Consider the following 22,188-nt stretch of genomic DNA (forward strand, 5'->3'; position numbering starts at 1 on the left):
TCCTGAATTGATACTAAGCAAGGTTCGGCGCCAGGCCAGGCCGGCGCGCCGCGCCGCACGCATACCGGGCGCCCCGAAGGGACGTTAATCAAACCTCTATGAACACTTCTCAAGACCTGTCGATCATTTCCCTCGTCCTCAACGCGAGCGTGCTGGCCCAGGCCGTGATGGGGCTGCTGCTGCTGCTGTCGCTGATGTCGTGGACCTTCATCTTCCGCAAGTGGTTCGCGATCCGCCGCGCCCGCGCGCAGACCGAACGCTTCGAGAGGGATTTCTGGTCGGGCGGCGACCTGCAGGCGCTGTACCAGAGCGCGGCCAACAACCGTCATACGATTGGCGCGCTCGAGCGGATCTTCGAATCGGGGATGCGCGAATTCCTGAAGGCGAAGGAAAAGCGGATCAGCGACCCGGGCCTCGTGCTCGACGGTGCGCGCCGTGCGATGCGCGCATCGTTCCAGCGTGAAATGGACGTGCTCGAAGCCAACCTCGCGTTCCTCGCGTCGGTCGGCTCGGTCAGCCCGTACATCGGTCTGTTCGGCACCGTCTGGGGGATCATGAACTCGTTCCGCGGGCTCGCGAACGTGCAGCAGGCCACGCTCGCGAACGTCGCACCGGGCATCGCCGAGGCGCTCGTCGCCACCGCGATCGGCCTGTTCGCCGCGATTCCGGCCGTGGTCGCGTACAACCGCTACGCGCACGACATCGACCGCCTCGCGATCCGTTTCGAGACCTTCATCGAAGAGTTCTCGAACATCCTGCAGCGTCAGGCCCAGTAAGGAGCACGCCATGGCAGGAAGTCCCATTCGATCCAGCATGCGCGGCGGCCGCGGGCGCCGTGCGATGGCCGACATCAACGTCGTCCCGTACATCGACGTGATGCTGGTGCTGCTCGTGATCTTCATGGTCACCGCACCGCTCGTCGCACCGTCGATCATCAACCTGCCGACCGTCGGCAACGCCGCGCCGCAGGAACAGACGCCGCCCGTCGTCGTCAACATCAAGGCCGACCGCACGATGAGCGTCAAGTACAAGGGCGAGTCCGGCGCGACGCAGGAAGACACGATGACCAAGGCCGAGCTCGACAGCTTCATCCTGGCCCGGCAGACCGACCATCCTGACCAGCCGGTCGTGATCGCGGCCGACAAGACCGTGCAGTACGATGCGGTCATGACCGTGATGTCGGATCTGAAGGCGCGCGGCGTCAAGCGCGTCGGCCTCCTCGTCAAATCGCAATGAACCGGCAGCAATCCACGCGCAGCAACGCCTACCCGCCTCAGCCCCCTCGCGAGCGCGGCACCTGGCGCGCATTCGCGCTCGCCGCGCTGATGCACGTGTTGCTCGGGCTGTTTCTCTATCACGGCGTGCAGTGGCAGAACAGCACGCCGGCCGGCGCCGAAGCCGAGCTGTGGACCGAGGTGCCCGACGTCCCCGCGCCGCGGCCCGTCGTCACGCCCACGCCGCCCGCAAAGCTCGCGCCGCCCCCTCCCCCGGTCCGGGACGAGCAGGCGGACATCGCGCTGCAGCAGAAGAAGCGGCAGCAGGAAGCGGCCGCGCGCGAAGCGCTGCTCGAGCAGCAGCGCCGCGCACAGCAGCTGAAGGCGCAGGAAGAGGAAGCCCGGCGCGCGCAGCTCGCGGCCCAGCAGGCCGCCGCGCTCGCCGCGGAGAAGGCGGCCGAGCGCGCAAAGCAGAAGCAGGCGGACAAGCTCAAGCAACAGCAGCTCGTGGAGCAGCAGAAGCTCGAACAGCAGAAGCTCCAGCAGCAAAAACTGCAGCAGCAGAAGCAGGCACAGCTGGAAGCGCAGCAGGCGGCGAAGGCCAGGGCCGACGCGGCCGCGAAGGCGAAAGCGGAAGCCCAGGCGAAGGCCAAGGCCGAAGCGACGGCACGCGCGAAGGCCGACGCGGCGTCGAAGGCGCAACTCGACCGGGAACGCAGCGCACGTCTCGCGCAGATGCAGGGCATGTCCGGCGGCGGCGAAGGCGGTGGCGAAGGCCTCGCGAAGAGCGGTACCGGTTCGGGCTCCGGCGGCAATGCCGCATCGCCCGGCTATCCGGACAAGGTGCGTCGACGCGTGAAGCCGAACATCGTCTGGGGCGGCGAGCGCGCCGGCCTGACGACCGTCGTCGCGATCCGCTGCACGCCGTCGGGCGACGTGCTGAGCGTATCGATCCGCCGTTCGAGCGGAAATTCGGGGTGGGATCAAGCCGTGGTCAATGCGATCCAGGCGTCGGTCCCGTTGCCGCCCGATTCTAACGGTCGTACCCCGTCAGACATTACGATTACCTTCAAGGCGGCGGAGTGAACGCAAATGCGCTTACACTCCCGGCGTCGCTGTCAGACGGGAACGAATCGGGTATTTTTACTGTCTCTGCGGTTGCGCAGCGATTCAAGTCATACGGGAAGCAAGAAGCATGAGTTTGATGACGAAGCTAGGATTCAGGGCACTCGTGGCGTCGTGTCTGATTGCAGCGGGCAGCGCCGCTAACGCGCAGGTCAACGTGCTGATCACCGGTGTCGGTTCGACCCAGTTCCCCATCGCCACCGCGAACTTCGCGAACGAGGCAGGCCTGCCGCAGCAGGTCACGTCGATCGTCCGCGCGGACCTCGCCCGCAGCGGCAAATTCACCAATATCGACGCGGGCAGCACGCCCGTGCCCGAGACCGCCTCGGTCGATCTCGGCGCATGGAAGGCCAAGGGCGCGAACGCGTTCGTGGCCGGCAGCGTGAACCGCGAAGCGAACGGCCAGTACAAGGTGAACTTCATCCTGTACGACACCGTGAAGCAGCAAAGCCTCGGCGGCCTGTCGCTGACGGCGAACGACAACACGATGCGCACGGCCGGCCACAAGATCGCCGACTACATCTACCAGAAGCTGCTCGGCGTGCGCGGCGTGTTCGCCACGCGCCTGTCGTACGTGATCAAGACGGGCAACCGCTACCAGCTGCAGATTTCGGATTCGGACGGCCAGAACGCGCGCATCGCGCTGTCGAGCACCGAACCGATCATCTCGCCGTCCTGGTCGCCGAGCGGCACGAAGGTCGCGTACGTGTCGTTCGAGCGCAAGAAGCCGATCGTCTACATCCACGACCTGCCGACCGGCCGCCGCTACATCGTCTCCGACCAGAAGGGCAACAACAGCGCACCGGCATGGTCGCCGGACAGCAACACGCTGGCCGTCGCGCTGTCGCTGTCGGGCAACACGCAAATCTATACGGTCAACTCGACGGGCGGCGGCCTGCGCCGCCTCACGCAGAGCGGCTCGATCGACACCGAGCCGTTCTATTCGCCGGACGGCCGCTGGATCTACTTCACGAGCGATCGCGGCGGCGCACCGCAGATCTACCGGATGCCCGCACAGGGCGAAAGCGCCGGCTCGGCACAGCGCGTGACCTTCACCGGCAGCTACAACACCAGCCCGCGCATCAGCCCGGACGGCAAGCTGCTCGCGTACATCTCCCGCACGGGTGGGGGCTTCAAGCTGTACGTTCAGGATCTGCAATCCGGTGCGGCGAACGCCATCACGAATACCAATCGCGACGAATCGCCCAGCTTCGCGGCAAACGGCCAGTACCTTCTCTACGCTACCCAGTCGGGTGGTCGCAACGTGCTGGCAGCAGTGCCCTCCGACGGCAGCGCGCCGCCGCAAATCCTGTCCGTCCAGGGCGGCTCCGTTCGCGAGCCGTCGTGGGGGCCCTTCATGCAATGACCACAAGGAGAGTAACCATGATGTCGAACAAAGCTCGTCTGGCCCTGGCCGTGATGATGATCAGCGCGCTCGCCGCATGTAAGTCGGGCGTGAAGCTCGACGACAAGGCGAACAACGCGGGTGCAGTCAGCACGCAGCCGAGCGCCGACAACGTCGCGCAAGTGAACGTCGATCCGCTGAACGACCCGAACAGCCCGCTCGCGAAGCGCAGCATCTACTTCGACTTCGACAGCTATTCGGTGAAGGACGAGTACCAGCCGCTGCTGCAGCAACACACGCAGTACCTGAAGAGCCACCCGCAGCGCCACGTGCTGATCCAGGGCAACACCGACGAGCGCGGCACGAGCGAATACAACCTCGCGCTGGGCCAGAAGCGTGCGGAAGCCGTCCGCCGCGCGATGGCACTGCTCGGCGTGAACGACTCGCAGATGGAAGCCGTGAGCCTCGGCAAGGAAAAGCCGCAAGCAGCAGGTCACGACGAAGCATCGTGGGCGCAGAACCGTCGCGCCGACCTCGCCTACCAACAGTAAGTAACGGAAGAGCCGCCGTATGACGCACCGTGTATCCTGGCTGCGCATCGCCGCAGCATTCTGCGTCGTCGGCGCGGCGTGGTCGGCCGCGCCGGCGCACGCCGGCGTGTTCGACGACAACGAAGCGCGCCGTGCCGTGCTCGATCTGCGCAGCAAGACCGACAACCAGGCCAGCCAGTTGTCGGCCGCCCAGCGTACGATCCTCGATCAAACCGGCCGTATCGACCAGCTGAACCAGCAGGTCGCGACGCTGCGCGGCGAGAACGAGGACCTGACGAACCGGCTGACGACGCTCGAACGGCAGAACAAGGAGTACTACCAGGATCTCGACACGCGACTCAAGAAGTTCGAGCCGCAACAGGCGACGATCGATGGTGTCGAGGGCACCGTGCAGCCGGGTGAAACGGAAGCGCTCAGCGCGGCGCAACAGCAGTTCCGCAACGGCAACTTCAAGGCAGCCGCGGCATCGTTCCGCGGTTTCATCACGAAGTATCCGCAGAGCCCGTACCAGCCGACCGCGCAGTACTGGCTCGGCAACGCGCAATACGCGCTGCGCGACTACCGCGGCTCGACTGCGACTTGGCAAGCGATCGTGAGCAAGTATCCGCAGCATCCGCGCGCGGCCGACGCCCTCGTCGCAATCGGCACGAACCAGCTCGAACAAGGCCAGAAGGCGGCCGCGAAGAAAACGTTCGAGCAAGTCGTGTCGCAGTACGCCGGATCGAACGCTGCGCAGACTGCGCAGGGCAAGATCGAGAGCATCAAATAAATTATCGCGTCGAGTTGTTGACAGACCTGCAAACCGTCGCTATAATTTTTTGCTCTTTAGGTCGTTACGCAAGTTGTTGTTAGCGCAACGGACTAACAGGTTTCAAGAACGTGGGGTGGTAACTCAGTTGGTTAGAGTATCTGACTTTTAATCAGAGAGTCGAGGGTTCGAGTCCCTCCCACCCTACCAACTATCTTTGATAGTGCAAATAAAGCCTCCCAAGTGGAGGCTTTTTTGCGTCTGCTTCCTGCCGCGTCGCGCTCGGCATCTCGACGATGCGCGCGCCGATTTCAACGAAGTCGACCGGACGGGGAGCCTGCGGTGCACCGGTGCATGCGGGTGGCCGCGAAACGGGCGAGCAGCGCGCCCCCACGATGCGGCCACGAATGCGAACGCCGGCCGCTGGATGATGGTCAGGTTCATTGCTTGGCCCCAACCGCGCTTGCAGTCCTACACGCCGCGCTGCGCGCGCCGCCAGCGCCCCGGCGTCGTGCCGAGCACCGCGCGAAACGCCTTGCCGAACGCCGCCTCCGACTGATAGCCGACCGCCTGCCCGATCTCCGCCTGCCCGCGCTGCGTATCCTGCAGCAGCGCGCATGCGTGCATCATCCGGATCTGCGCAACGAACGCGCCGACACTCATCCCCGCCTTCTCGCGAAACTGCCGCGCATACGTCGCCCGCGACATCGCGGATGCGATGCCGAGCGACTCGACCGTCCACGGCTGCTCCGGCGCCTGCAGTACAGCCTGAACCGACGGACCGAGCCGCGCATCGGCAGCCAGCGCGAGCCAGCCGGCCGGCACGCGTGCATCGCGGCCGTACGCGCGTAGTGCATACGCGAGCAGCGCCTGCCCGAGCGCGTTCACGATCGCGCGCGCACCCGGCTGCGCATTCGATGCCTCGGCGCGCAGCACGCTCGTCAGCAGTTGCAGCGACGCGGGCCCCGACGCTTCGCGCAACCCGACGTGCAGCACGCGCGGCAGCGTGCGCATCAGCAATTCCCCGGCCCCGCGCGCATAGACGAAGCGGCCGCAGAGCAGGTCGACACTCGCATCGGCCGGGTCCGCGAGATCGCGATTCGACTTGACCGGCAGCACCGCGCCGCCGGCTGCGCCCGGTTCGCGCAGCGACGCGACCGATCGCACACCACCGCCGCCCACATCCGACAAATCGTGCGCGTCGCCCGCCGGCAGCAGCACGAAGTCGCCGTCAGCCAGCCGTAGCGTGCGCCCGTCCGCCGTGCGCAACCGGCACGTTCCGGACAGCAACAGGTGAAACGCCGCCTCGCCGGCCGGCAACGGGTCGTGCGGCATCGCGAACGGGCCGTCGAGCAGGCAGCGCACGTCGAGCTCGACATGGCTGCGGCCCAGCGACAACAGTTGACTCAATGCGTCCATGAGACGTTTGCGCTAAAAATTGACACTCTAGCGTATCGAAACCCTCAGCATGAACGCTCAGAATAAGCCCTGCATCGCCCGAGATCGCGGCATCCGCCGCCCGACCCACCACTTCTCGAAAGGACGCATCATGCTGAACTGGAACGAATACCGGAAGGAACTCTCGACGCGCATCGGCGAAATCGCCAAGCTGTCGCCCGACACGCTCGCCGGCTACAAGGCGCTGTCCGGGGCCGGCGCCAAGACGGGCCATCTCGACGCGAAGACGCGCGAGCTGATCGCGCTCGCGGTAGCCGTCACGACACGCTGCGACGGCTGTATCGCGGTGCACACGGCCGAAGCCGCAAAGCATGGCGCGACCAAGGAGGAAGTGGCGGAAGCACTCGGCGTCGCGGTCGCGCTGAATGCGGGCGCGGCGCTCGTCTACTCCGCGCGCGTGATGGACGCGCTCGGCGACTGACGCGCCCGGCCGGGGTGCAACGGTTGCACCCCGTTGCATGACGATCGCGGCGGTGCCGGCCGGTTGGCCGGCCGCCGCGGATCGACAACGGCGGCACCGCGAAGTCGGCTACCATGCGCGAACGACTCATCGCGAAGGAGCACGCCATGTGCCGCTGGCTCGCCTATACGGGTAATCCGATCCATCTCGAGACCGTCCTGTTTCGCGCGAAGCATTCGCTGATCGACCAGAGCCTGCATTCGGAGCTCGGGGCGACCACCACCAATGGCGACGGATTCGGCATCGGCTGGTACGGCCGCCCCGATGAACTCCCGTTCCGCTACCGCTCCGTGCATCCCGCATGGAACGATCGCAACCTGCGTGAAGCCGCGCGCGCGATCCGCTCGCGAATGTTCATCGCGCACATCCGCGCGGCGACCGACACGCCCGTGCAGGAAACCAACTGTCACCCGTTTCGCCACGGCCGCTGGCTGTTCGCGCACAACGGCCTGATCCGCGATTTCCACAAGCTGCGCCGCGACCTGACGCTGAAGGTCGACCCGGCGCTGTTCCCGACGCTCGAAGGCTCGACCGACTCCGAGCTGATGTTCCGCCTCGCGCTGACCTACGGGCTCGAGCAGACGCCGCTGCCGGCGCTCGAGCGGATGGTCGGCGTCGTCGAGGAAACCGCCGCGCGATATCGTGTCGCCGAGCCGCTCAACATGACGATCTGCGCGACGGACGGCGACCGGATCATCGCGGTGCGCTATTCGAGCGAACGGCAGTCGCGCTCGCTGTTCCACAGCACGTCGTTCAAGCATCTGCACGAACTCTATCCGCACAATCCGCGCATCGCGGAAGCCGGCGACGACGCGTTCATGGTCGTATCGGAGCCGCTCGTCGACCTGCGCGGCGCTTGGGAAGAAGTGCCGGAAAGCATGGCGATCGTCGCGCAGGGAGCCGATGTGCAGCAGCGGCCGTTCAATCCGCGGCACAAGTAGGCGACGGCGCCGTTCGCGCCGCTGTCAGTCGCGGCGCGCGAGCCGCATGCGTACGGAATCGAGTTCGGCGGGCAGCCAACGCGAGCGCGCGCGACGCCGCGTCAGCGCGGCAAAGCCGAGCCGCTCGTACAGCGCGCGGGCGCGCGCGTTGCGGGTCAGCACGTCGAGCACGATGTCGCGGCTGGCGTCGTCCGGCAACGCGCCGGAATCGAGCGCATCGCGCAACAGCGCGGTGAAGATGCCCGTGCCGCGCTGGCGTTCGTCGGTCGCGCAATGTGCGACCAGGATCTGCGAACGCTTCGGCGCCGGGATTTCCGTTTCCAGAATCAGCCCGCGCAGCAACTGGCCGAGCGTACGGCGCAGCCCGAAGAAGCACGTCAATGCCCACACGACGTGCACGTCGTCGAACCGCGTCCGGCGCCCGTCATGGATGGCCATTACGGCGAGCACGGTGCCGTCGGCGCCGACCGCGACCCGGTGCCGGCGCCACGAGAACCGGCCATGGCGCGACCGGAACGCCTGTTGCAGGAACGCGATGCAGCGCGCGTCGCTTTCACCGAGGAAGAAACCGAATTCGCCGACGCCGGATGCGAATACGAGCGGCGCGCATGCCGCCGCATCGTCCGCGCACGCGGCGCGAAACGACGTGAACCTGCCGGCCTGCGTAACGCCGACGGATCGCGCAGGCGCGGCGGCCGACATCATGCTGCGCGCCCCGCGAGCCGCGCCAGCACGGCGACCGTCCGGCTGATCTGCTGCGGCTCGTGCGTCGAGCAGATGAAGAACCGCAAACGCGCGGCCTTCTCCTCGACGGCCGGATAGAAGATCGGCTGCACGTTGATCCCTTCGTCGAACATCGCGTTCGCCCACTGCGCGGCCTTCAGCGAGCTCCCGGTGATCACCGGTACGACCGCATACCCGGCGCTCGTGCCGGTGTTCAGCCCCGCGGCGCGTGCCTCGGTCAGGAACTGCCGACCGCGCGCCTGCAGTTGCGCAACGCGCTGCGGTTCGGCCTGCAGGCGTTCGAGCGCGGCCAGCGACGCTTCGGCGAGCGTCGGCGCGAGCCCGACGCTGTACAGAAAGCCGGGCGCCAGGTGACGCAGCATGTCCACGAGCGGCTGGCAGCCGGCGATGAAACCGCCGCAACCGGCCAGCGTCTTGCTCATCGTGCCCATCCAGATGTCGACCTGGTCGGCCGCGACGGCGCAATGTTCGCGGATGCCCTTGCCTGTCGCGCCGAGCACGCCGAGCGAATGCGCTTCGTCGACGAGCAGGAACGCGCCATGGCGCGTCTTCACGTCGACGAAGCGCTGCAGGTCCGGGAAATCGCCATCCATGCTGTACAGCCCTTCAATCGCGATCAGCACGTGCCGGTAGTCGCGGCGCACACGCGACAGCAATTCGTCGAGCGCCTGCCAGTCGTTGTGCGCGAAGCTCAGCCGCTTCGCGCCGCTCAGCTGCGCGCCCTGCACGATGCTGTTGTGCGCGAGTGCATCGTGGACGATCAGGTCACCGGGGCCGAACAGCGCGCCGATCACGGTCACGTTGGTTGCGTGGCCGCTCACGAACGCGACGCAGTCGTCAGTCTCGTAGAACGCGGCCAGCGCCCGCTCGAGGTCGCGCTGCACCGGGCGCTCGCCCGCGACCATCCGGCTCGCGGACGCCGACGTGCCGTAGCGGTCGATCGCGGCCTTCGCACGCTCGGACACGGCCGGATCGCCGGCGAGACCGAGATAGTTGTAGTTCGCGAAGTTCACGTATTCGCGGCCGCCGATTTGCGTCGTCGCGCCGGCGATGCCATCGTGTACGCGGAAGAACGGCGAGTCGACGCGCAGCTTCTCGCCCATCTCGCGCATGATCCTGACCTGCTGATACTGCGGCATCGATTCGAAACGGCTGCGCGCCGATACGGCCTGTGCCGCCGGCGTACCGGGCACGCCCGGCGCAGCGGCGGCGTCCGTCGCGCGCTCCAGTTGCCGCTTCAGGGCTTTCGCCGCCAGTTGCTGGCGAAGGTGTTCTCCCAGTGCCATTGCTTCCTTCGCTGTATCTCGAAAAGGCGCTATGTTACGCCGCGTATTTTTAAAAAGCGTGGTGTCACGCGTCGGAAAACTCGGCCCATTGCCATGCGCCGGTATCGGCCAGCAGCGCATCGACCAGCCGGAAATTCATCTCGTGGCTCGGGCGCAACGCACTCACGCGCGCGAGCAGCGGCGCGCCGGCCAGTGCGAGATCGCCGACCAGGTCGAGCACGCGATGCCGGACGAACTCCTCCGGCAGCCGCATCCCGCCCAGCACGCGATTGCCGACGATCGACGCCGTGCATGACGGCCGCGCGCCGCGCAGGATCGGCACGCCGCGCACATACCCCGCGATGATCGCGGGTACGGCCCACTTCACGCGCCCGTACGAACGCGACGGTGCGATTTCAGTCGCGAACGCGTCCGGTGTCAGCGCGCCGTCCCAGTGCATGTCGCCGAAACCGCGCAGGTCGTTGCGCACGCTCAGTTCATAGCGCGGCGCCGGCTCGATCCGCATTTCGCGCCGCTGATCGCCGGCGCCGTCCGCGACCACGACGGGGCGCAGCACGCGGATGAAACGCTTCGGTGCGTCGAGCGCGCTGCGGCCGCAGGCGCGAATGGCGTCGACCCACGGCGCTGCGCTGCCGTCGAGAATCGGCACTTCCTCCGCATCGAGCTCGACGATCGCGTGATCGATTTCGCACGCCAGCAGCGACGCGAGCAGATGCTCGACGGTCCGCACGCCGACGCCGTCGGCATTGCGCAGCATCGTGCAGAGCGGCTGTGCACGGCGCAGTGCGGGAGCGGCTTCGAGCACACCGAGCTCGCGCCCGTCGCGCATCCGTCGAAACACGATCCCGTGCCGCCCGCCCGCCGGCGTCACCGGCAGGATCCGCACCTGCACACGCCGCCCGGTGTGCAGGCCGTGTCCCGACAACGCGAGCGGCCGCGCCAGCGTGCCCTCGCTCGCGTGCCAACCCGGCGGCAGCTTGATTCGGGCAATCTCCGCGTCGGCTGGCACGCTTGCGCTCCCTGCTTCCATCAATTCGAACCCCGCTCGAGTTCGGCCCGCGCTTCGTCGCCCAGCGCATGCCGTGCGACCAGTGCCTCTGCCAGCTCGTCCGCTGCCGCGACGTTCTCGTCGCCACCCTGCGCGTCGAGCAGATCGACGATACGCACGGCCAGCGTATGAACCGTCGCGCCTTCCGCGATCGCCATGATCGACAGCTTGACGCCGAAGTTTTCCTCGACGGCCATGCCGAGCTCCATGCCCATCAGCGAGTCCATGCCGAGATCGAGGACCGACCGGCCGGCATCGACGCGCTCCGGCGACATGTGCAGAATCCGCGCGATCTGGCCGCGCAGCGCCGTCTCGACGAGCGCCACGGCGTCGGCACGCGGCAGCGCGCGCAACTGCTCCAGCAATACGCGATCCTCGCTGGACGTCTCGGCCGCCCCGCCCGTCTGCAACGCGGTGTAACGCCGCGCGTGCGCGGCCGGCATGCCGCGCGAGATGGCCCCCCAGTCGAGGCGCACGACGGCTTCGCCGGCCGCCCCGTGCGCAAGCGCACGTTCGAGCGCGGCCATCGCCTCGTCGGACGTGATCGACGCGCCGCCGATCCGCGCCTGCAGTGCCTCGCGGGTGCCGGCATGGCGCGCCAGGAAGCCGACGTCCTCGATCGGCCCCCACGCCATGAACGTGGCCGGCTGCCCGGCCGCGCGACGATGCGCGACCAGTGCCTCGAGGAAGCCGTTGGCGGCGACATACGCGCCCTGCCCCGGGTTGCCGAGATAGGTTGTCGCCGACGAATACACGACGAAGAAATCGAGCGCGCAACGCTGCGTCGCGCGATGCAGGTTCCACGCACCCGCTACCTTCGGTTCGAGCACGGCCGCGAAGCGTGCGTCGTCGACGTTGCGCAGCAGCCCGTCGTCGATCCGCATCGCCGAATGCAGCACACCCTTGAGCGGCGTGCCGCGACGCTCGATCTCGTCGATCAGGCCGGCGAGCGCCGCGCTGTCGGTCACGTCGCATCGCGCAACCGACACGACCGCACCGCACACGTCGCGCCAACGCTCGGCTTCGGCCTGCATCGCGGCGCCCAATGTGCCGCCACGGCTTGCGAGCGTCAGATGCCGCGCGCCGCGTTCGATCATCCAGCGTGCGGTCGCGAATCCCAGCCCGCCGGTGCCGCCGACGATCAGGTACGCCGCGTGCGGATCGAGCCGCAGCGTCGGCAACACAATGCCACGCGTTGGCGCCGGCGTGCCGGACGGGAACGTCACCAGCACCTTGCCGATCTGGCGCGCCTGCTGCATGTAGCGGAACGCTTCCTCCGCACGTGCAGCCGGGAACGCGCGATACGGCAACGGATGCAGCACGCCATCCGAGAACAGCGTCATCACTTCCTCGAACAGCCGCGTCGTCAGCGCCGGCAGCACGCCCAACAGCTGATCGGCGTCGATGCCGAAATAACTGATGTTGTTGCGGAACGGCCGCAGGCCGATCTGGCTGTTCTCGTAGAAATCGCGCTTGCCAAGTTCGAGGAAGCGGCCGAACGGACGCAGCGTATCGATGCTGCGCACCATCGCTTCGCCGGCGAGCGAATTGAGCACGATGTCGACGCCTTCGCCGTGCGTGCGCGCGAGGATCTCGTCCGCGAACGCGAGGCTGCGCGAATCGAACACGCGATCGACGCCCAGCAGGCGAATGAACTCGCGCTTCTCGTCGCTGCCGGCAGTGGCGAAGACTTCCGCGCCAAGATGTCGCGCGATCTGGATCGCCGCGATGCCGACCCCGCCCGCGCCGCCGTGCACGAGCACGCGCTCGCCGCGTCGCAGCCGTGCCAGCTCGCACAGCGAGTAGTACGCGGTGAAGAACGTGGTCGGAACCGTCGCGGCCTCCTCGAACGACATGGTGTCGGGCTTGCGTGCGATCGCGGTGGCACGCGTGACCACGCGCGTCGCGAACGATGCCGGCGCGAAACCGAGCACCGCGTCGCCCGGCGCGAAGCCGTCGACGTCCGGGCCGACGCGGGAGATTCGACCCGACATTTCCATGCCGATCGTCGCGCCTGCGAAGCCCGTCTCGACGGCCTCGTCGGACAGCAGCCCCATCGCGTACATCACGTCGCGGAAATTGAGCCCCGTCGCCATCGGCTCGATCTCGACCTCGCCGGAAGCGAGATCGCGGGCCGGCAGTGCGAACCATTCGAGGTTGCGCAACGAGCCCGGCATGTCGAATGCGAGCCGTGCGCCCGGCTGGTCAGGCGTCGACGCAGCGTGGTCGCGCTCGGCCGCCTGCGCGGCCGGCAGCATGCGCGGCACGTAGCGCCCGTGCGGCGCGAGCAGTATTTCTTCTTCGCCGTCGTCGCCGAGCAGCGCCATCGCAAGCTGCAATGCCGGTTGTTCGACGGCCTGATCGACGTCGATCAGGCGCATCGGCAGCGTCGGGTATTCGTTCGCAATCACGCGGCCAAGCCCCCACAGCGATCCCTGCTCGGGATGCGACGACGCGCCGGCCGCGAACGGCGCACCGCCGCGCGTCACGACGCAGAGTCGACCGCGCTCCGTCGCGCCGGCCGCATCGAGCTCGCGCACGAGCGATGCCAGCGCGAGCGCGCCGCCGTGCTGCGCGCGCATCACGGCCGCACCGTCGGCCGTGTCGAGTGACGCGAGCGGCGCGACGAACACGACGTGCGCCGGGTGATCGGCCGGCTGGCGCACCGACCAGGCCGCGGCGTCCCGAACCGATGCCGACTCGACATGACAACCGAGTTGCGCCAGCGCGTCGGCCAGTGCGATGCCGAACGCATCGCCATCGTCCTGAGCGATCAGCCAGCGCGCGTCGTCGCTCGCCGCGATGCGACGCGCGAGATCCTCGGCCGGTGACGCGGCCGCCGTTTGCTCGCCGGCAGCCGGCTTGCGCCCGATGACGAACGTCGGCACGCCTTCGAGATCGAGGCCCTGTTCGGTTTCGCGCGCCACGTCGACCAGACCGGCACGCTCGCACATCGACACAATGGCGGCGGGCGCCAGCGCACCGTATCCGCTGGCGGCCAGTTCGCCGCCGACCGTGCCGAACACGATGTCCGAGAATCGGCTGCGCCGCGCGTCGGTGATGACGACGAGCCCGCCCGGGGCGAGCCGCTCGACGATCGCCGTCAGCGCCGCGAGCGGATCCGGGTGATCGCCCAGCATCCGGTTGACGACCACGACGTCGAACGGCGTCGTATCGCGGCATTGCGAGAACAGCGGCGCGTCGGTCGCGAACGTCAGCGTCTGCGCATGCGCTTCCGCATCGAACCCGGCGAGTTGCTGGTGCGTACCCGCCAGCGTGTACTCGCAGCGACCGGCCGGCACCTCGACGTCGAGCGGTTGCAACACGTCGCCGTTCGCCGGGCCGATCTCCAGCACGCGCAGGCGGCGCACATGCGGCCACGCCGCGACGGCTTGCGTGACGCACGCGGCGAGCAGCGCACGCGCATGCGACCAGGTCGGCGACGCATCGAAGTACTGCTCGACCAGACTGCGCCCCGTCGACGACAGCAGCGAGCCCGCGGGCGCCTCGTCGCGCAGCACGCGGGGCAGCGCCGCGCCCACGTGCGCAAGCAGCGTCAGTTCGGCGACATGGGCCGGCGAGGCGGCCAGCACGTCGCGCCACAGCGCGTCACGTGCCGGCATCGCCGCGCAAGCTTCGTCATCGCGAACGAGACGATCGCCGTCGAAGCGGGCCAGGCCGTCCTCGACGACGATCTGCGCCAGCCGCGCAACCTGCTGAGGATGCGCGTGCATCGACAGCGCCGGCAGCGCAAACGCGTCGAGCGCATCCAGCGCGTCGAGCGCGTACAGCCCCGCGAGCACGTCGAGCAACGGCAGCATTTCGGTCAGGTACTGCGTGCGGCGCGCGCGATCCTGATGCGCCGCGACTTGCTCGTTCGCGCGCTCGACGAGCACGGCCGGCGGCGGCAGCGTATCGGCCGTGAAACCGGCCGGCTGCGGCCGCGCTTCGAGCACGTAGGCGAAGCGGGCCGGCACCCCGTGACGGCGCCCGGCGAGATCGACCCGACGGAAGCGGCACGCCGACAGGCGCGCGACGATCATGCCGTCGGCGTCGATGAATTCGAACGACGCGACGATCGAATGCGGGCTGCGGCGGTGAATGCGCGCAAGCACGCGGCGAATCGACGCGCCGCTGACGAAATCGACGCGCCCGATCTGGACCGGAACGAACGCCGCATGCGCATCGTCCGGCGTGGCACCGGCCTGCCCCAGCACCGCGAACAGCGGATGGAACCCGCTGTCCATCAGCGCGGGATGCAGCAGATAAGCCGACCGCGCCCGCGCATCGGCAAGGGCCGGCGGCACGTCGAGCTCGGCAAGCGCGTCGTCGCCCGACACGCACAGCGAGCGCACCCACCGGAACGCCGGTCCGTAGCTCAGCCCGATCGCCGTCGTGCCCGCATACAGTGCGTCGCCGGATATCGCCGGCCCCGCCTGCAAGCGCGCGACCACGGACGCATCCGGCGTGCTGTCCGCAGCAAGCGTATTGCCGCTTTCGAGCAGGCGCCCCGTCACGTTGAGATTCCACGCGCCGTCCGTCATCCGGTCGCGCGTCTCGATCGTGAACGATGCGGTGCGCACGTCGATCACGAACCGGAACAGCTTCGCGTGCTGCGGCTGGAACACGACCGGCATGCGGATCTCGATGTTCTCGATGGCCACGTCCGGCGTACCGAAGAACGTGCGCGCCGCGGCGAGCGCCATTTCGACGTAGCCGGCGCCCGGGAACGCGACACCACCGTCGACGACGTGGTCGGCGAGCATCGGCACGCGCTGCGGATCGAGTTGGTTCTCCCACGCGAACGCGTGCTCATGCAGCCGATAACCGAGCAGCGGATGATCGACGCGACGGTTCACGAGCCCGTAGCCCTCGACGCTCGGCACGAGCCAGTAGCGCTCGTGCTGCCACGGATAGGTCGGCAGCGCGGCGTGCGGCGCGTCGGGAACGAAGCGGTCGAGATCGACGCGCGCGCCGTGCGCGACCGCCGACAGGATCGAATGGGCAAGCATCTCCGCACTGTCAAGCTGACGCTTGAGGGTCGGCACGACGGCACCCGGCGAGTTGCGCGCCGCGAGCGTCTGCTTCACGTAGGTACGCAGGATCGAATGCGGCGCGATCTCGACGAACACGCGCACGCGATCGTCGGCCAGCCGGGCAATTGCGTCGCCGAACCGGACCGGCTCGCGAATGTTGCGCCACCAGTAGCCCGCATCGAGCGCGGTGCCCGGCAGCGTGTCGCCGGTCACCGTCGACACGAAGCGCGTGTGCGTATCGTGCGGCGCGAGATCGGCCAGCTTGTCGCGCACGACGGATTCGATCGCGTCCATGCAGTTGCTGTGGAACGCGTAGTCGAGGTCGAGCATCCGGAAGAAATGACCGGCGGCCGCGAGGGCTTCGCCGATCGCTTCGAGCGCGACTCGCGAGCCCGCGAGCGTCACTGCATCGGCGCTGTTGGTGCCCGCGATCTCGATGGCGGACGCGAGGTCGAGACGCGCGATCCAGTCGCGCGCCGCGGCTTCGCCGATGCCCGCCGCCGCCATCCGGCCCGTGCCACGCGTCAGGCCCTGCGCGCCGCTGCGGATCCGGATCACGCGCACGGCCTCGGCGAGCGTGAGCGCGCCCGACGCCCAGGCAGCCGCGATCTCGCCGACGCTGTGGCCTACCGTCGCGTCGAACCGTATGCCACGAGCGGTCAGCGCACGCGTGATGCCGACCTGCATCGCGAACAACAGCGGCTGCGCGTTCTCGGTCGCGGCGAGCCATTCGGCGTCGACCCCTGCGCACATGGCGTCGACCAGCGATGCGTTGCCATCCGCGCACCAGAGCGCATCGACTTCGTCGAGCGCCGCGCGGAACACCGCGTCCTCGGCGTAGAGCCGCTTGCCCATCCCGGCCCATTGACAGCCGTTGCCTGCGTAGACGAACGCGACCGGTGCATCCCCTTCAACGGCCTGCCCCTGCACGACGCACGCCGGCAGCGCGCGCTCCGACGGCTCGGCAAGCGCGGCGAGCGCGGCATACGCTTCATCCTGATCGGCCGGTGCGACGACGGCGCGATGCTCGAGCCATTGGCGTCGCCGTGCGGCCGCGGCGGCGAGTGCGGCCCAGTCGGCGCCCTTCTGCAGGCGCGCAAGATGACGTGCCGCAAGGGCGGCCAACGCGGCCGGCGAACGTGCGGTCAGGACGAGCGGCGGCAGCGCTGCATTGTGCGTTGCCGCCGGCTGCGCGGCCGATCGCGGCGCCAGCGCTTCGGTGACGACGACGTGCGCATTCGTGCCGCCAAAGCCGAACGAGTTGATGCCGATCGTCAGCGGGGCGTCGCCGCGCTCGATCGGCGTAAACCGATCCACCACGCGCAGGCGGCCGCCTGCGAAATCGATGCCGGGATTCGGTGTGTCGAAATGCAGCGAGCGCGGCACGGCGCGGTGCTTCAGGCACAACACCGCCTTCAGCAGGCCCGCCATTCCCGATGCCGTTTCGAGGTGCCCGATGTTGGTCTTGACCGAACCGATCAGCAGCGGATCGGACTCGGGCCGGCCGCCCGACACCACGTCGATCAGCGCGCGCGCCTCGATCGGATCGCCGACCGCCGTGCCCGTGCCGTGTGCTTCGACGTACGCGACCGTACGCGGATCGATGCCCGCGCGCCGATAGACCGCGCGCAGCAGGTCCGCCTGCGTCGCCGCCGCCGGCACGTTGATGCCGCCGTGCGAATGACCGTCGGAATTCACGCCCGATCCCGCGATGACCGCGTGGATCGTGTCGCCATCGGCCAGCGCCTGGTCGAGCGGCTTGAGCAGCACGAACGCGCCGCCTTCGGCGCGCACGTAGCCGTCGCCGGTCGCGTCGAACGCACGGCAGCGGCCGCGCGGCGACAGCATCGACGCCTTCGAGAAACTGACGAAGCCGAACGGATGCAGCAGCAGGTTGACGCCACCGGCAAGCGCCATCGCGGTCTCACCGGACTGCAGCGCCTGGATCGCCTGATGGAGCGCGACGAGCGATGACGAACACGCGGTGTCGACCGACATGCTCGGGCCGCGCAGGTCGAACACGTAGGACACGCGGTTCGACGCAATGCTGAGGGTGTTGCCGGTTGCCGAATACGGATCGATCGTGTTCATGTCGTCCATATTGCGGTTGCCGTAATCCATGCCCGCCACGCCGACGAACACGCCGCAGTCGCGCCCGCGCATCGCGGCCGGACGCACGCCGGCGTCCTCGAACGCCTCCCATGCGAGTTCGAGCAGCAGGCGCTGCTGCGGGTCCATCTGCGCCGCCTCGCGCGGCGAGATGCCGAAGAATTCGGCATCGAAACCGGCGACGTCGTCGAGCACGCCGGCCGCGAACGTGTAGCTCTTGCCCGGCTCCCGTTTCGACGGGTGCTGGTAGAACGCCGTACCGAAGCGGTCCGGCGGAATGGCGGTCACGGCATCGCGCTGGTCGCGCAGCAGTTGCCAGAAGTCGTCGGGACTCTCGACGCCACCGGGGAACCGACACGCCATCCCGATGATCGCTATTTGCTTGTTCATGCTGTTTCTGATTTGGCCAGCGCATCGCGATCACACGCGCGCGGCTCGTTCGAATCCGTGATGGCCAGCAGAAGCTGGCCGAGTTCTTCCGCCCCGATGTCACGCGCGGAAGCGACAGGTGCCGCAGTATTTCTCCAAATGAAATACTCGCTCCGGTCAGGCATGACACCGAGCTTACCAAAGACTTTCGGCAATGCCGGCACATGATCGCCGTAGAAGCAGACGATCGTTTCGCGGTCGCGCTGCCGCGCATGGTCGAGCAGCCGCTCGATCATCGCGTTCGCGTTGTCGACGTGGCGCAGATACGCGGTCAGATCCCGCCACGCGGCATCTTCGCCGAGCGCATGGAACCGGCCCGCGTCACCTGGCGCCACCGGCTCGAGATGAAGCGGTCCATGGTTTTCCATCGTCATCGCGAAGATAAAGGCCGGCTGCTCGCCCGACGCGTCCAACGCATCGATGATCGCCTCTGCCACCGCCGCGTCCGCGACGTACTGGCCGACACGCGGCTTGCCGTCAAAGCCGCGGATGTCCATGAATACGTCGAAATGCATCAGCGGGAACACGCGATCCCGTCCGAAGAAGTCCGCATGGTACGGGTGGATCGCGAGCGTCCGGTAGCCGCCACGCTTGAACCAGCCGGCGAGCGACGGGTATGCGCGGCGCAGGAATGCATACGGATAGAAGCGTGCATAACCGAGTAACGCGGACGCAATGCCCGTCAGCACCGCGAACTCCGTACGCATCGTATTCGCGCCCCATGCCGGAACCGTCAGCGCGCCGTGCGCGACGGCTTCGCGCCGCGCGCGGTCGAATGCCGACATCAGCGTCGGCCTGACCGCCGACGTCGCGCGGCGGACGTCGAAGAACGACTCGCTCTGGATCACGATCACGTCGGGTTTGCGCCGTGGGGCGCCCACCGCGTACGGGCTGCGTTGGGCCACCGCATCGAAGGTGCGGAACGTCGTGCTCCGCATCCCGTTGAGCAGGTACGCGACGAATACTGCGAAGAAACCGTGCCGTCGCTGGTCGTCGAACGCATCGAGCGTCAGTGGTACGCATGCGGCGACCCGGCGCGCCGCGACGACGCACACGAGCGCGCCGATCGCCGCCACCACGCGCGGCACGGCAGCGGGACGATCGAGCAGGCATCCGGCCACGAGCAGTGCGACGCCGATTGCGATCGCCACGACCTTCCCGATGCTGAGAAACGGCAGATACAGCCGCGGATGCGCGAACAACTGGCTGAACAGGCTGAGATCAGTGAACACGAACGGTTCGCGGAGCGACTCGTACTTCGCATTGCTGACCGCCGCGAGCAGCGCGACCAGCGCGGCGGCGACACAGGCCGAGAACACCGGTCGCGCGGTGATCGTGTACACGCATGCACCCACGTACGACACGGAAATGAGATGCAGGAGAACGGCCCACGGGGATCTGCGCAGCGGCGCGCGCGGGACCGCGACGGCGTCCAGGGCGAACGACGCGACAAGCGTCGCGACGAAAACGATTGCGTGGACGCCGGCCATGCTAGCGCCCCTCGCGCGGCAGATACGAGAGCTTTCCGAGAATGGCGTCCGCCAGCGCGGCGGGCAGCAGCGTCAGCAAGCGCATTCCGAGCACGAGCATGCCCGGAAAGGCGATTTCCGCACGCCCCGCATCGAGCTTGCGCCGGATATGGCGCGCGGCGCGATCCGCCGACCACATGAGCCGCTTGTCGCCCGGGAACACGTCGCTCATCGCGGTCTTCACAAAGCCGGGCAGGATGACCGACATCCGGATGCCGTCGCGCGCGAGCACGGGCCGCACCGAATCGCCGTACGCCTTGATCGCCGCCTTGCTCGCGCAATAGGCCGGCGAAATCGCCATCCCGCGCAGCGCCGCGATCGAACTGACCATCGCGATCTGGCCATGGTGGCGGGTCCGCATGCGCGCGATCACCGGCAGGACCGCATGCAGCGCGCCGTACAGGTTCGTGTCGATCACGGCGGTGGTGCGGTCGAGTTCCTCCCAGTCGTCGGCATGCGCCAATGTACTCGCGACGCCCGCGTTCGCGATCAGCAGATCGATCGGATGCGCGTCGTCGAACGCGTCGAGCCAGGTTCGCATCGCTTCGGCGTCGCAGACGTCGACCCGCCCCGTCTCGATGACGGCGCCGCGCGCGCGGCACGCGGCTGCGACGTCGGCAAGGCGCGCGTCATCGCGACCGATGAGCCCCATCACGACGCCGGGCGATGCGTAGCGCAGCGCAAGCGCGCGCCCGATCCCGGCGCTCGCGCCGGTGATCACGATGTGCCGCGACTCACGTGACGGCATCGCTCACCTCCATGCGTGTTGCTTCCAGTCGTCGCACGGACCCTGCCACCGCCATGTCGATCCCCTTGTGGGTATAGAAATCCCCGTTGATCTGCGTGTGGTAGATCACGTAATCCAGAAAGGCCTGAAACAGTCTTTCATCCGGTGGCCCTGCATGCCGCCAGAAGGTATCCAGCCCACCTTGCCACGTCAGGCCCGGCATGTCATAGATGGCGTTACCCAATGCAACGAGCGGGCAATGATGGTAGAGCGCCGACATCCCGGTCGTACTGTTGACGAGCACCACGCCACGCGTATGGTCGAGCAAGGTCGGCAGATGGCCGGCATCGATGAACATTACGCGATCGGCGATGCCGAGTTCGCGCGAGAGGCGGCTCACGTGGCCGCGATAGTCGAAATGCCCCGTGTCGAGCGGATGGTTCTTCACCACGAGGTCGTGCCCGGCGGGCGCATTGAGCGCGAACGAGCGCAGCACGACATCGATCGATTCGCGCACGCTGTTGAATGGCGAGTGGTGGACGATCTGCGCATCCGCGTTGACCTGGAGCGGCAGCAGGTAATACGGCCGCTTGCCGGCAATCAGCCGGCGCGAGACGCGCTCCGCTTCGCGGTCGTACAGCGGTTGCCGGATCGCACGCGCCGCGAGTCCTGCGTATTCGACGAAACCGTTACGCGGACGGTGGCTGCGATAGTTCGGAAAGCGCGCCTGGTGCAGCGTGTTCGAGGCCCGGTAGCGGATGTCGTGAAACGCGCGCACCGACAGCTTGTAGCCGGTCGGGCGCCCAAGGTCGCGCGGCGGCGTCGAGTCGCGCTGCGACAGATACCACGACGGATCGCGCGGCAGCAGCGACCGGCCGTTCACGCCATGCTGTTCAAGCGTCAGCCAGTGCGGCCGGACGTAGCCTTCTTCGAACACGTGTACGGTGGCGCCCTGATCACGTGCAGCGGGGTGCACGGGGCGATGGATCGTCCGACAGTCGCCGAACAGGATCACGTCGGTCACGCTGTCAGCGCGCAGCAGATCCGCATACCACTTGGCCAACTCGCCCGCTGACCCCGTGTAATCGCACGACATGCCATTTCCGGCATAGACCAGGTCCCCTCCGCAAAAATTCACCCTGCGAGCACGATGCCCACGGCTTCGCAAGGCATCGGCCAGCCGGCTAAAGAACGGCGATGCCGTGCCTTGCAGCACGAGAAATGAGCGTCGCATTATTAATATGATTAAACATTTTCAATATTTTTACGCATTCTCCCGGAATTGCGCCCCGAATGCGTCGACCGCTGATTTAAAATCAGCGCCTTGCCTGTATTTTTGACCCCGGATTTATAGGTAAAAGATTGTATCGCTTTCAGATACCCTGCTACAACCGCCAATCCGAGAAAAACGCGACACCCGAATGGCCGCGTCAGCATG

At 67.6% G+C, this 22,188-nt stretch carries 16 protein-coding genes and 1 tRNA gene; 9 read left to right on the forward strand and 8 right to left on the reverse strand.

Annotated elements, in window-relative coordinates; translation table 11 throughout:
* The first annotated feature begins 98 nt into the window (after positions 1–98).
* The 7 genes from tolQ to PI86_RS13700 all read left to right on the forward strand — a co-directional run bounded on the left by tolQ (position 99) and on the right by PI86_RS13700 (position 5,193).
* Entirely contained in the window at positions 99–776 is a 678-nt protein-coding gene (tolQ, locus tag PI86_RS13670) for a protein TolQ (protein WP_010091489.1), read from the forward strand.
* A 10-nt stretch (positions 777–786) separates the two neighbouring features.
* Positions 787–1,236 (forward strand): protein TolR, encoded by a 450-nt coding sequence (gene tolR / locus PI86_RS13675; protein WP_014897966.1) that lies wholly within the window; start codon positions 787–789, stop codon positions 1,234–1,236.
* Positions 1,233–2,300 carry a cell envelope integrity protein TolA gene (gene tolA, locus PI86_RS13680; RefSeq protein ID WP_039323348.1) on the forward strand — a complete coding sequence of 356 codons (1,068 nt, stop codon included), beginning with the start codon at positions 1,233–1,235 and terminating at the stop codon, positions 2,298–2,300. Before tolR ends, tolA begins: the two co-directional genes overlap by 4 nt.
* 109 nt (positions 2,301–2,409) lie before the next feature.
* On the forward strand, positions 2,410–3,705 hold the full coding sequence (gene tolB / locus PI86_RS13685) for a Tol-Pal system beta propeller repeat protein TolB (RefSeq protein ID WP_039323351.1): 1,296 nt from the start codon (positions 2,410–2,412) through the stop codon (positions 3,703–3,705).
* A gap of 17 nt (positions 3,706–3,722) precedes the next feature.
* The gene (pal, locus tag PI86_RS13690) at positions 3,723–4,235 is read left to right on the forward strand and encodes a peptidoglycan-associated lipoprotein Pal (protein WP_014897969.1); all 513 of its coding nucleotides are present in this window, start codon (positions 3,723–3,725) and stop codon (positions 4,233–4,235) included.
* Positions 4,236–4,254: 19 nt separating this feature from the next.
* A complete protein-coding gene (gene ybgF / locus PI86_RS13695; RefSeq protein ID WP_014897970.1) occupies positions 4,255–5,004 on the forward strand; it encodes a tol-pal system protein YbgF in 750 nt (249 codons plus the stop codon).
* A 112-nt stretch (positions 5,005–5,116) separates the two neighbouring features.
* Positions 5,117–5,193, forward strand: a tRNA-Lys gene (locus PI86_RS13700).
* A gap of 261 nt (positions 5,194–5,454) precedes the next feature.
* Here PI86_RS13700 and PI86_RS13705 read toward each other — a convergent pair.
* Entirely contained in the window at positions 5,455–6,402 is a 948-nt protein-coding gene (locus PI86_RS13705; RefSeq protein WP_039323354.1) for a cupin domain-containing protein, read from the reverse strand.
* 130 nt (positions 6,403–6,532) lie between these two features.
* On the opposite strand from PI86_RS13705, the gene PI86_RS13710 reads away from it, so the two are divergent.
* A complete protein-coding gene (locus PI86_RS13710; protein WP_014897972.1) occupies positions 6,533–6,862 on the forward strand; it encodes a carboxymuconolactone decarboxylase family protein in 330 nt (109 codons plus the stop codon).
* A gap of 146 nt (positions 6,863–7,008) precedes the next feature.
* Entirely contained in the window at positions 7,009–7,842 is an 834-nt protein-coding gene (locus PI86_RS13715) for a class II glutamine amidotransferase (protein WP_014897973.1), read from the forward strand.
* A gap of 24 nt (positions 7,843–7,866) precedes the next feature.
* Here the strand turns inward: PI86_RS13715 and PI86_RS13720 are convergent, their stop codons facing one another.
* The 7 genes from PI86_RS13720 to PI86_RS13750 form a co-directional block, all read right to left on the reverse strand.
* On the reverse strand, positions 7,867–8,544 hold the full coding sequence (locus PI86_RS13720) for a GNAT family N-acetyltransferase (protein WP_235362782.1): 678 nt from the start codon (positions 8,542–8,544) through the stop codon (positions 7,867–7,869).
* Complete coding sequence (locus PI86_RS13725; protein WP_039323360.1) at positions 8,544–9,872, reverse strand: aminotransferase class I/II-fold pyridoxal phosphate-dependent enzyme; 1,329 nt, start codon at positions 9,870–9,872, stop codon at positions 8,544–8,546. Before PI86_RS13725 ends, PI86_RS13720 begins: the two co-directional genes overlap by 1 nt.
* A 64-nt stretch (positions 9,873–9,936) precedes the next feature.
* Positions 9,937–10,854, reverse strand: a complete 918-nt coding sequence (locus PI86_RS13730) for a UDP-3-O-acyl N-acetylglycosamine deacetylase (protein ID WP_039323516.1) — start codon at positions 10,852–10,854, stop codon at positions 9,937–9,939.
* A 47-nt stretch (positions 10,855–10,901) separates the two neighbouring features.
* Positions 10,902–18,455 (reverse strand): type I polyketide synthase, encoded by a 7,554-nt coding sequence (locus PI86_RS13735; RefSeq protein ID WP_039323363.1) that lies wholly within the window; start codon positions 18,453–18,455, stop codon positions 10,902–10,904.
* Positions 18,452–19,984 (reverse strand): LTA synthase family protein, encoded by a 1,533-nt coding sequence (locus tag PI86_RS13740; RefSeq protein ID WP_039323366.1) that lies wholly within the window; start codon positions 19,982–19,984, stop codon positions 18,452–18,454. The genes PI86_RS13735 and PI86_RS13740 overlap by 4 nt, the downstream gene beginning before the upstream one ends.
* 1 nt (position 19,985) lies before the next feature.
* The gene (locus tag PI86_RS13745) at positions 19,986–20,771 is read right to left on the reverse strand and encodes an SDR family NAD(P)-dependent oxidoreductase (protein ID WP_039323369.1); all 786 of its coding nucleotides are present in this window, start codon (positions 20,769–20,771) and stop codon (positions 19,986–19,988) included.
* Positions 20,758–21,984 (reverse strand): capsule biosynthesis protein, encoded by a 1,227-nt coding sequence (locus PI86_RS13750; RefSeq protein WP_039323373.1) that lies wholly within the window; start codon positions 21,982–21,984, stop codon positions 20,758–20,760. Before PI86_RS13750 ends, PI86_RS13745 begins: the two co-directional genes overlap by 14 nt.
* Positions 21,985–22,188: the final 204 nt, after the last annotated feature.

It is taken from the genome of Burkholderia sp. A9, from assembly GCF_000801975.1.

Excerpts from the sequence above, each read along its gene's own strand:
- pal (WP_014897969.1), top strand. The coding sequence starts at position 3,723 with ATGATGTCGAACAAAGCTCGTCTGGCCCTGGCCGTGATGATGATCAGC.
- PI86_RS13705 (WP_039323354.1), bottom strand. The coding sequence starts at position 6,402 with ATGGACGCATTGAGTCAACTGTTGTCGCTGGGCCGCAGCCATGTCGAG.
- tolB (WP_039323351.1), top strand. The coding sequence starts at position 2,410 with ATGAGTTTGATGACGAAGCTAGGATTCAGGGCACTCGTGGCGTCGTGT.
- PI86_RS13715 (WP_014897973.1), top strand. The coding sequence starts at position 7,009 with ATGTGCCGCTGGCTCGCCTATACGGGTAATCCGATCCATCTCGAGACC.
- PI86_RS13710 (WP_014897972.1), top strand. The coding sequence starts at position 6,533 with ATGCTGAACTGGAACGAATACCGGAAGGAACTCTCGACGCGCATCGGC.
- PI86_RS13745 (WP_039323369.1), bottom strand. The coding sequence starts at position 20,771 with ATGCCGTCACGTGAGTCGCGGCACATCGTGATCACCGGCGCGAGCGCC.
- PI86_RS13735 (WP_039323363.1), bottom strand. The coding sequence starts at position 18,455 with ATGAACAAGCAAATAGCGATCATCGGGATGGCGTGTCGGTTCCCCGGT.
- PI86_RS13750 (WP_039323373.1), bottom strand. The coding sequence starts at position 21,984 with ATGCGACGCTCATTTCTCGTGCTGCAAGGCACGGCATCGCCGTTCTTT.
- PI86_RS13725 (WP_039323360.1), bottom strand. The coding sequence starts at position 9,872 with ATGGCACTGGGAGAACACCTTCGCCAGCAACTGGCGGCGAAAGCCCTG.
- tolQ (WP_010091489.1), top strand. The coding sequence starts at position 99 with ATGAACACTTCTCAAGACCTGTCGATCATTTCCCTCGTCCTCAACGCG.
- tolR (WP_014897966.1), top strand. The coding sequence starts at position 787 with ATGGCAGGAAGTCCCATTCGATCCAGCATGCGCGGCGGCCGCGGGCGC.
- PI86_RS13740 (WP_039323366.1), bottom strand. The coding sequence starts at position 19,984 with ATGGCCGGCGTCCACGCAATCGTTTTCGTCGCGACGCTTGTCGCGTCG.
- tolA (WP_039323348.1), top strand. The coding sequence starts at position 1,233 with ATGAACCGGCAGCAATCCACGCGCAGCAACGCCTACCCGCCTCAGCCC.
- PI86_RS13720 (WP_235362782.1), bottom strand. The coding sequence starts at position 8,544 with ATGTCGGCCGCCGCGCCTGCGCGATCCGTCGGCGTTACGCAGGCCGGC.
- ybgF (WP_014897970.1), top strand. The coding sequence starts at position 4,255 with ATGACGCACCGTGTATCCTGGCTGCGCATCGCCGCAGCATTCTGCGTC.